13 protein-coding genes are annotated in these 13,925 nt (G+C 44.6%); 2 read left to right on the top strand and 11 right to left on the bottom strand.

The features are described 5' to 3' along the window. From Q502_RS01830 to Q502_RS01820, 3 genes are all read right to left on the bottom strand, one after another. Entirely contained in the window at positions 1 to 990 is a 990-nt protein-coding gene (locus Q502_RS01830; RefSeq protein ID WP_099830549.1) for a LacI family DNA-binding transcriptional regulator, read from the bottom strand. 265 nt (positions 991 to 1,255) lie between these two features. Beyond that, entirely contained in the window at positions 1,256 to 2,116 is an 861-nt protein-coding gene (locus Q502_RS01825; protein ID WP_099830548.1) for a DegV family protein, read from the bottom strand. Beyond that, the gene (locus Q502_RS01820; protein ID WP_165775397.1) at positions 2,116 to 3,090 is read right to left on the bottom strand and encodes a fumarylacetoacetate hydrolase family protein; all 975 of its coding nucleotides are present in this window, start codon (positions 3,088 to 3,090) and stop codon (positions 2,116 to 2,118) included. The genes Q502_RS01825 and Q502_RS01820 overlap by 1 nt, the downstream gene beginning before the upstream one ends. A gap of 180 nt (positions 3,091 to 3,270) precedes the next feature. Between Q502_RS01820 and Q502_RS01815 the strand changes: the two genes are divergently transcribed. Both Q502_RS01815 and Q502_RS01810 read left to right on the top strand, forming a co-directional pair. Continuing rightward, entirely contained in the window at positions 3,271 to 3,660 is a 390-nt protein-coding gene (locus Q502_RS01815) for a DUF3783 domain-containing protein (protein ID WP_099830546.1), read from the top strand. Further along, entirely contained in the window at positions 3,653 to 4,492 is an 840-nt protein-coding gene (locus Q502_RS01810; protein WP_243392407.1) for an N-acetyltransferase, read from the top strand. The genes Q502_RS01815 and Q502_RS01810 overlap by 8 nt, the downstream gene beginning before the upstream one ends. A 3-nt stretch (positions 4,493 to 4,495) precedes the next feature. On the opposite strand, the gene Q502_RS01805 is transcribed toward Q502_RS01810, so the two are convergent. The 8 genes from Q502_RS01805 to topA all read right to left on the bottom strand — a co-directional run bounded on the left by Q502_RS01805 (position 4,496) and on the right by topA (position 13,925). Continuing rightward, positions 4,496 to 5,512, bottom strand: a complete 1,017-nt coding sequence (locus Q502_RS01805) for a cyclic nucleotide-binding domain-containing protein (protein WP_243392400.1) — start codon at positions 5,510 to 5,512, stop codon at positions 4,496 to 4,498. Between the two features lie 76 nt (positions 5,513 to 5,588). Next, positions 5,589 to 6,818: an acetate kinase gene (locus Q502_RS01800; RefSeq protein WP_099830544.1), complete on the bottom strand. Its 1,230-nt coding sequence runs from the start codon at positions 6,816 to 6,818 to the stop codon at positions 5,589 to 5,591. A gap of 13 nt (positions 6,819 to 6,831) precedes the next feature. Beyond that, positions 6,832 to 7,776, bottom strand: a complete 945-nt coding sequence (gene fba / locus Q502_RS01795) for a class II fructose-1,6-bisphosphate aldolase (protein WP_099830543.1) — start codon at positions 7,774 to 7,776, stop codon at positions 6,832 to 6,834. 63 nt (positions 7,777 to 7,839) lie between these two features. Beyond that, on the bottom strand, positions 7,840 to 8,859 hold the full coding sequence (gene dprA / locus Q502_RS01790; protein WP_099830542.1) for a DNA-processing protein DprA: 1,020 nt from the start codon (positions 8,857 to 8,859) through the stop codon (positions 7,840 to 7,842). Continuing rightward, complete coding sequence (hslU, locus tag Q502_RS01785) at positions 8,859 to 10,247, bottom strand: ATP-dependent protease ATPase subunit HslU (protein WP_099830541.1); 1,389 nt, start codon at positions 10,245 to 10,247, stop codon at positions 8,859 to 8,861. Before hslU ends, dprA begins: the two co-directional genes overlap by 1 nt. After that, positions 10,247 to 10,792, bottom strand: coding sequence for an ATP-dependent protease subunit HslV (hslV, locus tag Q502_RS01780; RefSeq protein ID WP_099830540.1), 546 nt, complete (start codon positions 10,790 to 10,792; stop codon positions 10,247 to 10,249). The genes hslU and hslV overlap by 1 nt, the downstream gene beginning before the upstream one ends. 2 nt (positions 10,793 to 10,794) lie before the next feature. Continuing rightward, positions 10,795 to 11,706: a D-alanine--D-alanine ligase gene (locus Q502_RS01775; protein ID WP_099830539.1), complete on the bottom strand. Its 912-nt coding sequence runs from the start codon at positions 11,704 to 11,706 to the stop codon at positions 10,795 to 10,797. Beyond that, positions 11,706 to 13,925: a type I DNA topoisomerase gene (gene topA, locus Q502_RS01770; protein WP_099830538.1), complete on the bottom strand. Its 2,220-nt coding sequence runs from the start codon at positions 13,923 to 13,925 to the stop codon at positions 11,706 to 11,708. The genes Q502_RS01775 and topA overlap by 1 nt, the downstream gene beginning before the upstream one ends.

Below are 13,925 nucleotides of genomic sequence, written 5' to 3'. Positions count from 1 at the left end.
TCAGGCCGTCCTCCTGCGTTTTAGCTTGGGCAGGAATCTAACCGGCTGAACATACTGTCCTGGTGCTTCTATCTTTTGGATTATCAGCTCCGCTGTTTTCTTCCCCATTTCTTCCATTGGCTGCTCGATTGTAGTCAAACCAGCTCTTTGAGTCCAACTCTGATTATCATATCCCACAAGGAAAAAATCCTTTCCAGGAATCTTCTTCATAGCAGCAGCAGTCTGAAGAACCTCAAGGGCAAAATTGTCGGCCAATGCGAAAATGCCGGGTTTAGTGTTTTCAGAAAGGATCCGTGCAATCTTTTCGTGAGCCGTTTCGAAGAAGAACGATGTGTAGACGAGCCTCTCTGGGTCAAAATCATATCCCTTGTCCCGGAGAATGTCGATAAAGCCCTCAATTCTCTTTTCGAAATTCTCAGTTGCTAGAATAGTGTTTTCTTCCTCAAAAGAGATCACAAAGAAATCTGATGAGCCACACTCAATGAGCAGCTCGGCAGCCATCCTTCCGCCCATGACATTATCCAGATAAACACAGTCGTACTCCTCGGATTGAGCCTCAAAAAAGACTATGTTTGTTCCGAAGTCAATACCGTTCTTAAGCAAGAATTCTGTGTTCATTGTACAAACTACAGCCCCATCTGAGTCATGAAGCAAAGCAAGATCTCTCCTAAGTCTGCTCAGTCTCCTTTCCGAAAACACAGGATAAATTACCATCTCGTAGTTTTTCATGTCGAGATAGTCATCAAACGACTTCATAACTCTCCAATGGAACTCAGTCCTGACTTCCGGCATCAGGAAGAGAATTCTTCTTGTCTTGCCTCCCGCCAGTGTTCTTGCCGTTTGATTCGGTTGATAACCTAATTTCTCAATCGCTCTAACAACCTTAATCCTGGTTGCCTCTTTAACAGAACCGCCATTTAGTACACGCGAAACGGTACCGGTTCCAACTCCGGAAAGAGCTGCAACATCCTTAATAGTTGGCTTCTTCAAAGAGATCGCTCCTATAATCAATAGGAATTTGGAATCGCTTCCATTATAACAATTCAATTAAGTCAGTCAAAACGTGAATATCCTTTATTTGAGTGAATGAAGAATAAATATCGAAGAAAAAGGCAAATTAGCTGTTGTATCCTGCAGATAAATCCTGAGATCTTTCCGTTGCTCACTGTTGCTTCTTGTTGGGCAATCGATTTACTTGATACGCTTCTTCCAACGATTTCAGTGCATTAGTTAAGATTACTGGATCTTATTATTCCTACGCAATCAAGGCCCCTATCCCAATAATTCCTTTCCCTCCGTGGACCAGGATTCCAGAGGATAACTCTCCTGCAAGCAAATTCTCAGAAAGCGAAGAGATTTTCGTTCTGACCCAATCAACCAGGGAGACCGTATTGCTGTCATCTCCAGAATGATACAGAGCAACACAAAGGACTTTCTTTCCTTTGACTGTGTCTAGCAGACGATCTACCATCTTTTCAACGGCCTTTTTCATCCCCCTGGCTTTGCCGGAGAGGGTGAAAACACCACTACTGTCGATTGTTCCTATAGGTTTCACATTGAGTATTTCTCCTACAGAACCCTCAAGCCTTCCTATTCTCCCGCTCTGTTTGAGATACTTCAATGTCGGCAAAGTGAAGAAGACTATGTTCTTGATTCCTGCGCAACTTCTAAGGTCTGATGCGATTACTCTCAAAGAGTCTCCACGTTCTTTCATCTTTATTGCCTTGTAGACAAGCATGGCTATTCCGCCCGAAAGTGACAAAGAATCTACCGATTCTATGACAACCGACTTGCGCTCGCTAGCAAACTGTTCACCTATCGTCTTGAATAAATTATGAGTTCCGCTAAGCCCACCGGAAAGATTGACAACAAGAAGTTCATCGTAACCTCTTGCATACATTGTCTCGAAGGCCTTCATCACGTCACCAGGGCTAGGGAGTGACGTTCTGGCAAAGTTGTCGTCAAGAAAGTCCGCAATTTCGGCCTTGCTTATTTCTACGCCCTCGCGAAAGGACTTTTCTCCCAGAACAACCATCACAGGAACGATGTACACATCTTCTCTTTCAGCCAGCTCCAAAGGAAGATCGACGATTGAGTCACAAATAATTCCTATCATTAATACGCTTCCTCCTCACCAACAACCACGTTTCTTTGCAAACCAAGACTTATTCTGCCATCTGAAGAGAATATCCTGGATTCAACAACATCCCCGGGGTTCAAATATCTCCCGCTCTTCTGCTGATCTCTAACAAAGATCTCCCATCTTTTGGACTCAGAAAGCTGACCAATGAACCACGAACGAAACCCCTTTTTTGTACTGAGTGCGGTCCCTTTCGGAGTACCCGTGAGAATAACGTCTCCAGGGTAAAGATCTGAAAACCGACTCAGCTCCGAAATCGTCTCTGCAGGGCTATAAATCATGCTAGATGTCGAAGCACTCTGCCTGACGGAACCATTTACACTCAGTTCGAGATTGAGATTCGCGACACATTCCGTCTCCTCTTCATCAAACATCGCCATGAACGGACCTATAGGGCAGAAAGTACGATAGCTTTTACCCTTAAAGAACTGAGACTGAGGTAACTGGACATCCCTCGCTGAAACATCATTCGCCATAACGATTCCACCTACGTAAGTAGTGAGTTGCGATGAGTCAACATCGATACTTCGGCTTATTTGAGCTCTGATGACAAGGCCCAGCTCCACTTCATAATCTAGAAGCCGTACCCCAAGTGGCCTAACAATTGGTGAACAAGGATCTGATATTGAAGCAGAGGATTTGTTGAAGAACATGTTGTACTTCTTGTCTTTCTGCCTTGTTCCCGTATCCAGAAGATGATCCAGATAGTTCTTTCCCTGGCAAATAACCCTGCATGGTTTTGTTATAGGAGATAGAACCTCAATCTCGGAGAGAACGATCTTTTCTTCGGAAGCAAGGTCCTTGAGTTGCTTGAGATCCTCAGATACCGAGCTAAGAAAGTCACCCGTCGTTGAACATTCCACATCCAGAGGACGGACAAAACCCTCTTCAACAACTCCCCAGAATTCTTGTCTCTTGCTACTTCTAAATCTTCCAACATGGACTATCACAAGCCCGCCTCCCTCATTTATTATAACCTGAGGCTTCGATCAATGTCTCCGTTTTTCCATTGGCTTCCCATTAATAACAGTCTGCACGGATTTACAGCGAGCAGCTCACAAAGTTAGCCCATAGGTAACCGTTGGCTTTGAGCGGGTATGGCTGTGCTAGAATTGTTCTGAGGTGATTGAATGAGTACTTTCGAGCTCCAGCGTGCGGTCCTTCTTCACTGTGACGAAGCGGCAACAGAGGTCCTTCGAAAATCATTCAAGGACACCACGGTAATCGACTGCCGTGGGTTGGAGAACTTAACTCTGAAGGAAATTCTGAATTCGGAATGTCCAAAGAAGGAGGCTCCCTTGACTTCCGGCGAGGTTCTATGTTATGTGATTTTTAGTGGGTTTGAGAACAGTTATATTGGTCAGATCATTAAACAAATCCGTCGGTATCTTGGGAGAGACTTGGTATTCGCAACCACCACTGAATCGAATATGAACTGGAAGATGAGTGATTTACTTTCTGAATTGGCGGAGGAACACAACTACTTTGTGAAAGCGAGGCGGGAAAAACTTGATGGATAACTTGTTCCATAAACTTGAGGATCTCTCAAAAGTTGAATTAGTAAATCTTCTGAATTCGATTTTTTCGGACTATGTTCTCAGAATGCACTGGACTCTGGAGAGTTTCGAGAGAGATGTGAGAGAGAACAACATATCGCTTTCGGAATCCTTCGTTATGGAAGTAAAGGGAGAGTATGCGGGAGTTGTGCTGTTGAGTTTCAGGGGCAAAAGAGCAAAAATCGACCTGATGGGAGTCTTGTCTTCTTTCAGAAGAGAAGGAATTGGCTTCCGAATGGTCGATGAGGCACTTAAAATCGCAAAGTGGAATGGTTGTGAGCAAATTGTTCTGGAGGTCCCGGAAAAGGATTCTGCAGCAATCGCCTTTTATGAAAAGTATGGCTTCAGGCACAAACGTAATCTGATCACTTTCTTCATCAAAAGACCCGGCACAAAGGGATTCTCACTCAAGAAATCCGATTCAAGCAGAATTATAGAGTGCGCTCTTTCTGCAATTAGCAACTTCAAGAGAAATCCCGAGTGGGAAAGAGAGCCTTCTAGCTTCACTCATCTAGAGCAGTACAACTTTGACTTCGTTGAGAATTCCGAGGGAAAGGAAAGAGGCTACTGCATCTGGCAGGAAAAGGATTCTCTCTTCTATGTGAGAGACGCTGGCCCAGTAAAGAGTTCCTCATATAGGGAAATAATAGGAGGGCTTTGCGGAATCGCTAAGGACAAAGGGCTCACTCCTCTCTTTCCTACCGTTCCGGATGACGATCCGCTATTTCTGGAAGCAACAGAACTCGATCCTGAGGTTTTGCTAAAGCAGAGCGAGATGATTTACAAGATTCATTGAACATCATGAAATTAGTGACTGCCTCATATACCCGAGAATATACTCCACCATCTTGAATCCGTCTTGAGGAGATTTGTGTATCAGGTGTTGAACAAGCCGGCTTCTGTCCAAGAGCACATACTCGGAATTTCTCCGAACAACAACTGTCGTGTCCCACTTACTCTTCGCCAGCAACTGAACTTCGCCGATAGAATTTGGAGATTTAAGCGAGAATAGAACAGAGTTTTCATTCTCTCTTCTTTTCGAGAGAATCATCTCTCCTTTGAGAAGAAAGATAGCACTGCCGGCTCTTTTCCCCTCCTCAACAACAATCTTGTCCGAATCGGTCTTTCTGATTTTCCGTGAGTCCCTTCTCAAATTCCTGAAGAGGTTTGAACTGTAATCGGGTCCCTTATAGAGGAACTTGAATCCCGATTCTAGAAGTCCCATGCGACAAGCAAAGAACCTAGCTATTCCAGCTATCTCGTCTGCCTCTCCTTCAACAATCTCCAGAATCGATGTCAATGCCAGATCTAAAGAGTTATTTAGAAAACAGCTTAATGAATAGTAGAGTTTCACCGGTCTTGACAAAGGTGAGTTCTGATACTGTTCCAGATAACTCTTCAGAACTTCCTGAGCAGATGGGTATTCCCTCCTCTCTATCAGCTTTATGCCCTTTCTGTAAAGAGACTTTTCGCCGAACAATAGTGGAGGGTATTCCTTCAACCAGTGCTGCTTCATGGATACCAAAATCGAAACCAAACCGTCAAGATCAAGACCCTTCGATTCGGAACATGATCTCAAATCTTCTTCGACATTCTGAAGGAACTTCTCGAGTCTCTCCGGCCTGGCAACCAGATATTCTCTGAGCTCATCCCTATCGCCAACAAGAATTGAAGAATCCCCTATGGAAAGAAGATCTCCGCTGTACTTTTCACCAACTATAGACATTGGGTCTGCTAGATCTCCTTCCATATAGACCTTGTCATCCGAATTGAATCCCTTAAGAATAAGGCCACCTGACGAGACAATATAATACAAGTCTGCCTTCTCACCACGACCTGCAAGTTTCGTATCTCCCTCTAGAACAATTTCCCTTATAATCCTTCATCGCCTTTCAGTCTTCCCAAAGTTTCAGTTCCTTAAGTCCGTTCTTAACTATCTTACTTGTATCCCTTGCAATAACGAGTTCTTCGTTCGTAGGAATCACAAAAACCTTGACTCTAGAGTCTGCAGTTGAAATCATTACTTCCTTTCCCCTGGCTCTGTTGTTTTCTTCGTCAAGAGATATCCCAAGGTGGCCAAGATACTTATTTATGATATTGGCTCTCAGATATGCGCTGTTTTCTCCGACTCCAGCTGTGAAGACTATTGCATCGACTCCGTTCATAGCGGCTGCATAAGCACCAATGTACTTAGCCAATCTGTGCTCATATACGTCATGAGCTCGTTTACACAGAGGTTCATTATCAATTGCGCGCATCTCAATGTCTCTCATATCACTGAACTGCCTGTCTGTGAGTCCGTACATACCGCTTTCCTTGTTTAGCAGATTGTTGACTTCGCCAGGTGAGAGCCCTTCTTGTTCTTGCAAGAAAGGCACTATTGCAGGATCAATATCTCCAGAGCGAGTTCCCATAACCAATCCCTCAAGAGGCGTGAACCCCATTGAAGTATCGAAAGATCTGCCATTCTTAACGGCTGTGATCGAAGCGCCATTGCCTATGTGAGCAGTTATTATCTTTAGCTCCTTGAGTGGTTTCCCTAGAATGGATGCAACCCTTTCCGAAACGTATCTGTGGCTTGTGCCATGGAAGCCGTATCTTCTTATTTTATACTTCCTATACAGACCATAAGGTATTGCGTAAAGGTAAGAGGATTCGGGCATTGATTGATGGAATGCCGTATCAAAGACGCCCACTTGAGGAACCGATGGAAGGATCTTCTTTGCAGCAACGATCCCTTCTATGTTCGCCGGATTATGAAGAGGTGCAAGGAAGTTGTTGGATTCTATTTCCTTTATCACTTCATCGTCAATGAGCACTGAAGAAGCAAATCTTTCACCACCGTGGACTACACGATGACCTACCGCTTCAATCTCGTTAATGTCTTTCACAACTCCAGTCTTCTCAGCCTGCAAAACTTCTATTATAAGTTCTAGGCCTTCAGTGTGGTCGGCAATGTCGTTCTCGAACTCAAACTTCTGGTCGCTCTTCTTGTGAGTCAGTTTGGATCCAGGAATTCCTATTCTTTCGAGTAGACCTTTTGCCAGAACATTTTCACTTGCGGCATCGAGAAGCTGGTACTTGATTGAGGACGAGCCGCAATTGATTACAAGAATCTTCATTTGACACCCCCGTTTATGCTTTATTAGAACATCCTAGAAGTCTCAACCTTTCCCTTATCACATTCTTGACCAGTTCTTTCGGTGTCTTGAAGTATTTCCTCGGATCAAACTCCCCAGGATTCTTTGCAAGAAACTCTCTCAACGAAGCGATGAAAGCCATTCTCAAATCTGTATCTGTGTTAACTTTGTTTATTCCGAATTTCACTGATTCAGCAAGAATCTCGCCAGGAACTCCCTTTGCCCCTTTGAAGTCAGCTCCATACTCCTCGGCCAGGTCCTTGACCTCCTTGGGAACGCTCGAAGCTCCATGTAGAACAAGAGGAATACCGGTAAGCTTCTTAACCATCTTCAGTCTCTCAAAGTCAAGTCTCGCTTCTCCTTTGAACTTAAAGGCCCCATGGCTAGTTCCTATAGCAGGAGCAAGAAAGTCCACCCCAGTCTCTTTAACAAACTGCTCTGCCTCCTTGGGATCGACAAGAGCCGCTTCATGGGACTCAACCACAACATTGTCCTCTATCCCAACCAATCTGCCGAGTTCCGCTTCAACCGATACTCCAAGACTGTGGGCAATTTCCACCATTTTCTTCGTCTCTATAACGTTCTTCTCAAAGGGAAATTCGGAAGCATCAATCATTATAGAAGAATAGCCTGCCTGAATGGCGGCCATGAGTATTTTGAAGTTCTTTCCATGATCGACATGTAGTGAAACTGGAATATCGACGGTCTCCGCATAACTCCTTACCATCGAAACAAAAAGCCTTGCTCCCAGCATAACATTGCCGTTTCCTGCATACTTGATTGCACCTTCAGAGGTTTCGATTATCACTGGAGAGCGCTCTTCAACTCCAGCATCGATAATCGCTTGAAGGAATTCTAGATTGTTGATATTTAGTGCTGGTACCGCGTAGGATTCTTTGTTAGCCCTATCAAGTATCAGTTTTGTGTTAACGTAAGGCATTTTTCTCCCTCCAATCTCGTCTCTAGATCAACATTTCATCAAGATTATACCAGCTCAAAACGGCTAAGTTCTATTCCATCGCCCGTTTTCCTCATAAACGTAACCTTCGAGTTGAAGGTTCGTTAACTCAACTATCAAATCTTTGCTAGGTAGTTTCGTTTTGAGAAGAAGCTCTCCAAACGTTAGGGAACCGGTTCCGAGAACTTCTAGAACCTCTGAATCTACACTCCCTTCGTGTAACTCTCCAATGTCAATCTCAGGGAATTCTTCAATTACGTCACCGAATTCCGCAACGAGCTTTGCACCATTCTTTATGAGCCAGTTTGTTCCCTCAGAGTTCTTTCGGTTGATATCCCCGGGAACAGCGTAGACATCTCTTCCATTTTCAAGCGCGAGCCTAGCGGTGATCAAGGAGCCACTTCGTATAGTCGCCTGTACCACTAAGACCGCCCTAGCTAGACCGGCAATTATTCTATTCCTTCTTGGGAAATTCTGTTTCAAGGGGGGCGTTCCAGGCAGATACTCCGAAATTACGCAACCTTTTTCCATGACCGATCTGATAAGAGAGCTGTTTGACGCAGGGTAATAGACGTCGATTCCCGTTCCCAAAACACCTACAGTCGTTCCAGATCCGTCAAGAGCACCAATGTGAGCTTCGGCATCTATTCCGACAGCAAGACCGCTGACTATCGTGATTCCTCTTTCGGAAAGCAACCTTGAGTACTCTCTGGCAACTGAAGTTCCGTACTTGTCGGCCTTCCTTGATCCGACAACCGCTAAGACGCTTTTTGAATCGAGCAATGAGACTTTTCCCCGAAAGAAAAGCACTGAAGGCGGTTCGAAGATGTGCTTCAGAGAATCGGGATACTCCTCATCCCTGTGAGTTATGAAGTTGCCGTATGTTGAAAGAGTTCTAATAACACTGGAGAAATTCCTTGCGAAATTCTTCAGTTTGTTTCTATTCAATTCTATTGGCGAACGAAAAAGCAGAGAGCTATCGAATCCAGAACTCTCTATCTTCTCCATTTCAGAAGGGTTGAAGTCGCCCGAAAGCGCAATTGCAGCATATTCTAGTCTATCCATCACAAAATGAAAGCACTGAGATCCTCGTCGGCCGCGATTTCGCCGATTCTTTCATCAACATACTTCAAATCAATAAGAACTTCATCACTAACGTCCGGAGCCTTAAACGATACCTCTTCTAGAACCTTCTCAACAACCGTGTATAATCTTCTAGCTCCTATGTTCTCTATACTTTCATTAAGATTGTGGGATACCCTGGCTATCTCATTGAGGCCATCTTCGGTGAACTTTACTTCTACACCTTCAGTTTCCAGCAAAGCAACGTATTGTTTCGTTATTGCATTCTTAGGCTCAACCAGGATTCTTAAGAAATCCCCCTGGGTCAACGCGTCAAGCTCAACTCTTATAGGAAACCTTCCCTGAAATTCAGGTATCAAATCAGAGGGTTTTGCCGCATGAAAAGCTCCTGCCGCAATGAAAAGTATGTAATCGGTTCTTATCTGGCCATGTTTGGTTGTGACAGTTGTTCCCTCAATGATCGGCAGTAAATCCCTCTGAACACCCTCGCGAGAGACATCTGGTCCATGGGAACCGCTTCGGAAAGTTATCTTGTCTATCTCATCAATGAATACAATTCCTCTATTTTGAACTCTTTCAATCGCTTCTGCTATGACCTTATCCATATCAAGAAGTTTTTCAGCTTCAACCGGTAAGAGTGCCCTTCGAGCATCGACAATTCTCATTCTCCTCTTTTTCGTCTTCTTCGGCACCATACCTCCCAGAACACCCGACATATCGATTCCCATGTCTTCCATACCGGGAATCATTATCATCGGTTGACTGTGATCCTCTATCTCAACCTCAATATCGAGATCTTCAAGATCTCCGCTTCTCAATCTCTCTCTATAGTCTTCCCTGCGGTCCTTTATTCTTTCAAGTTCCTCCTGACTGGGTTTAGACTGCTGTTGTCCCTGAAATAACTCAAGAATGTTCCTCGGTCCACTTCCTTTCGTCTGAGGACCGGGAACCAGGGCTTCAAGGATTCTCTCCTCAACCTGGAAGATCGCCTTCCCCTCAACCTCGCTGATCTTCTCCTGCTTGACCATATTGACCCCGACTTCAACGAGCTCCCTTATTATCGACTCAACATTCTTTCCAACATAACCAACTTCCGTGAACCTAGTTGCTTCGACCTTAGTAAACGGAGAACCAGTCAACTCCGCCAGTCTTCTTGCTATTTCAGTCTTGCCAACCCCCGTAGGGCCCATCATAAGTATGTTCTTTGGTATTACGTCTTTTCGCATCTCTTCAGGAAGTTTCTGTCTACGGATCCTATTTCTCATGGCTACTGCGACAGCTCTCTTAGCCTTGTCTTGACCTACTATATACTTATCGAGTTCTTCGACTATTCTCTTTGGAGTCAACTCATCCAATTCTTCTCTCTTCATTACTTATCTCCTCCAAGTGTTTCCAGAGTGAAATTCGTGTTGGTGTAGATGCATATCTCACTGGCTATAGTCATTGACCTCCTTGCTATCTCTTCTGCATCGAGATCGCTATTCCTCATCAGAGCTCTTGCAGCAGCAAGTGCGTAAGAACCGCCAGAACCAATTGCCAGCACTTCTTCGTCGGGCTCTATCACTTCGCCATTTCCAGATACGAGAAGAATGCTCTCTTTGTCAGCAACGAGTAGAAGAGCCTGAAGGTTCTTAAGAATCTTGTTTGTTCTCCACTCCTTAGCAAGATTCACGGCTGCTCTCTTAAGATTTGAGTTGACTTCCTTGAGCTTTTCCTCGAATTTCTCGAAGAGAGTCATTGCGTCGGCTACAGAACCCGCGAAACCCGCTAATACCGCTCCATCGCCAAGCTTCCTTACTTTTCTGGCTGTGCCTTTCATCACTGTATCTCCGATCGTGATCTGACCATCTCCTACCATAACAGTATTTCCGTTTCTTCTCAGAACCAGTATCGTTGTACCGTGCATCGTCTTCATGATTACCTCCTGTTCCTCTTCTCAGCAGACTCAATCACTCCCCGAACAATGTCCTCGAAAGACATACCCGCAGCCCTGGCAGACATAGGAAGATCGCTCAGGTCAGTCATTCCAGGTATAGTATTTACCTCGAGAAAGAAGAAAATCTCATCCCTCAGTATTCCATCAATTCTGGCAAGATCCTTGCATCCGAGAAGATCGTAGATTGCAGCAGACTTTTCGATAATCGTTTCATACACGTCATTATTCATTGGAGCCGGGACCACAAAATCCGTCAACCCTGCCGTGTATTTAGCTTCATAATCATAAAAACGTCTCTTCGGTCTTATCTCTAGAATCGGAAGAACCATATGGTCATCTTCCGAATCAATGATAGATATGGTGATTTCTCTTCCTTCTACGTATTCTTCAAGGAGAAGAAAATCGTAAGTGCCAAGAAGTTCCCTTGTTCTTTCCTTCAATACCGCAAGGTCGTCACAGATGAATACGCCGATGCTCGATCCTTCTCTTACCGGCTTCACCACACAGGGAAATGTCTCCCACCCCTCAAGATCGACCTCGCCGCCAATTCTTCTCCATACGGGCAGATCGACGATATCCCTGACAAGCCTGTATGTAATCTCCTTGTCGAAGCAAATTGAACTGGTCCTGGAATCAGAGCCGGTGTAGGGCATTTCTGCCAGCTCTAGCATACCCTGAAGCGTCCCATCTTCACCGAACTTACCATGTAGAGCCAAAAACATGAGGTCTACCTTTAAAGTAAGAAGAGCAGGAATCGTCTCCCTTCTGAGATCAAAGGGCACTACTTCCACACCGAGCTTCTCAAGAGAAGTTACTACGTTCATTCCGCTCTTAATCGAAACGTTTCTCTCATTAGAAAGCCCGCCGTAAACAACGGCAACCCTTCGCTGCATCAAGCTTCTCCCACCTCGAATTCCTTCTTGCAGTTTTCACAGTACTTGACTCTCTTTCCGCCTCGCTTCACCTTGAGGAAGAGATTGGAGCCACAGATCTCGCACTTCTCTTCTGTAGGTTCGTTCCAGAACATTTCCCCACAACTGGAACACTTGTAGTAGTTTTTCCCCTTCTTGCTTCTAAGCTTTTCAACAACCCCGCCGCATTTCGGGCAATGTGCATCAATCCTGACGTTCCTTGTGTACTTGCATTTCGGATAGGCAGAACAGGCAATGAATTCTCCGTATCTTCCTTTTCTCTTAACCAAATTGGATCCGCATTCGGGACAGCTTTCATCTATCTCAACTTCTAATTTCTGATTCGGGGCAACATCTTTCAGAAGAACTTTTCCATCGATAACACAGGTGAAGGACGTCATGTCCACAGACTCGTTTTTGTCGCAAGACTGACACTTAAGATATCCGCCGTACCTTCCGAATACAACCTTGAAGGCTCCGCCGCAAGAACACTCCCTATCGGTCTCGAATTCGATTCTTAGCTCTCCCTTCTTGATCTTCTTGTCAATCTGATCAAGATCTATTCTAAAACCTTCATAGAAATCGTGAACAACATCTCGCCACTTTTTTGATCCGTTTTCAACACCATCGAGTTCTTCTTCCATGTTTGCTGTGAAATTCGTGTTAACAACATCCGGAAAATACTCGTTTAAGAACTCATTAACAATAGAGCCCAGCAATGTCGGTCTTAGTTCTCTAGATTGTCTCAGCACATATTTCCTGTCGAGAAGTGTGGAAATTATCGTTGCATATGTTGACGGACGCCCTATACCTCTCTTCTCAAGTTCTTTAACCAGGGAGGCCTCACTGAATCTGGAAGGCGGTTTGGTTGTATCCTCTTCCCATTCTAGTTTGGAAGGCTTGACTAATTCTCCCTTTTTGTAGTCGTGGCCAATTTCGCTCTTTGAGGATCTTGAGATAATCCTTTCAAACCCGTCGAATAGTTTTCTTTCTCCGGTCAAACTCAGAATGTACTTGCCGCTTTCGTCAGCCAATTCAACATCTGTCACCGCATACTCTGCACTCGCCATCTGAGAAGCAATGAATCTATTCCATATTAGGACATAGAGACGGAGATTATCTCCTGACAGTAGCTTCTTGGCCATCTCCGGATCATTTTCGGGATATGTTGGTCTGATCGCTTCATGAGCATCCTGAATTTTCTTACCTTTACCGCCTGATCTAACGGGACCGACGTATTCGCTTCCGAAGCTGTTGCTGATTATCTCTACTGCCTTATCTCTTGCCTGACTCGAAATCCTTGTGGAGTCTGTTCTCATGTATGTGATGAAGGCTATCTGGCCCTGATCCGTCTCAATTCCTTCATACAGCTGTTGAGCAACTTTCATGGTCTTGCTGGCGCTCCATCCTAGCTCCCCATTCGCGCTTTGTTGAAGAGTTGAAGTAATAAAAGGCATCGGAGCGCTTCTCTTGGAAGTTCGTTTCTTAACATCCTTAACACGGAGAACGCTTTTCGAGAGCTCTTCAATGATCTCATCTCTCTTTTCTTCAGTAGTCACGGATTTGTTGTTAAACTTCTTTCCTTCAATTTGCGAAAGAGCGAACCGATCCTCGGCAGTCTTAGCAAAAATCTTGAAAAATCTGTGCGGAACAAAGACTGCGATCTTCTTCTCAAGCTCAACCATTAACTTCAGAGCCACCGACTGAACTCTGCCGGCGCTCAAACCCTTAGTCATAGTTCTCCATAGAAGCGGGCTTATCTTGTAGCCCACAATTCTGTCCAGAACCCTTCTAGCTACTTGAGCTTCAACCTTTGACATGTCGATATTTCTTGGACTAAGAATTGCGCTCTTTATTGCAGATTCAGTAATCTCGTTGAAGACTATCCTGTTCTTTTCATCTCTGGGAAGGCCAAGAAGCTCTGAAATATGCCACGCAATAGCCTCTCCTTCACGGTCAAGGTCAGAAGCCAGAAAGACTTTCTTGCCTTTTGACTTCTTTTTGAGTTCCTGTACAACTTTTTCCTTCCCTTTCAGGACTTCATATGTGGGTTCGAAATTCTCAGGATTCAATCCGAGATTAGATTCGGGGAGATCCCTAACATGTCCCTTTGAAGCTGCAACTTCGTAGTTTTTTCCCAAGTATCTACCAATCGTCTTCGCCTTTGCGGGCGACTCAACTATAACAAGCTTGTCAGGCAA

This window comes from Mesotoga sp. Brook.08.YT.4.2.5.2. (assembly GCF_003351125.1).
Lineage (GTDB): Bacteria > Thermotogota > Thermotogae > Petrotogales > Kosmotogaceae > Mesotoga.
Note: the sequence above shows the minus strand (reverse complement) of the source record. Positions and strands in the feature narration are given on the sequence as shown.

Coding starts and splice junctions, on each gene's coding strand:
- Q502_RS01825 (WP_099830548.1), bottom strand. CDS start 2,116: ATGATAGGAATTATTTGTGACTCAATCGTCGATCTTCCTTTGGAGCTG.
- Q502_RS01815 (WP_099830546.1), top strand. CDS start 3,271: ATGAGTACTTTCGAGCTCCAGCGTGCGGTCCTTCTTCACTGTGACGAA.
- Q502_RS01810 (WP_243392407.1), top strand. CDS start 3,653: ATGGATAACTTGTTCCATAAACTTGAGGATCTCTCAAAAGTTGAATTA.
- Q502_RS01800 (WP_099830544.1), bottom strand. CDS start 6,818: ATGAAGATTCTTGTAATCAATTGCGGCTCGTCCTCAATCAAGTACCAG.
- fba (WP_099830543.1), bottom strand. CDS start 7,776: ATGCCTTACGTTAACACAAAACTGATACTTGATAGGGCTAACAAAGAA.
- dprA (WP_099830542.1), bottom strand. CDS start 8,859: ATGGATAGACTAGAATATGCTGCAATTGCGCTTTCGGGCGACTTCAAC.
- hslU (WP_099830541.1), bottom strand. CDS start 10,247: ATGAAGAGAGAAGAATTGGATGAGTTGACTCCAAAGAGAATAGTCGAA.
- hslV (WP_099830540.1), bottom strand. CDS start 10,792: ATGAAGACGATGCACGGTACAACGATACTGGTTCTGAGAAGAAACGGA.
- Q502_RS01775 (WP_099830539.1), bottom strand. CDS start 11,706: ATGCAGCGAAGGGTTGCCGTTGTTTACGGCGGGCTTTCTAATGAGAGA.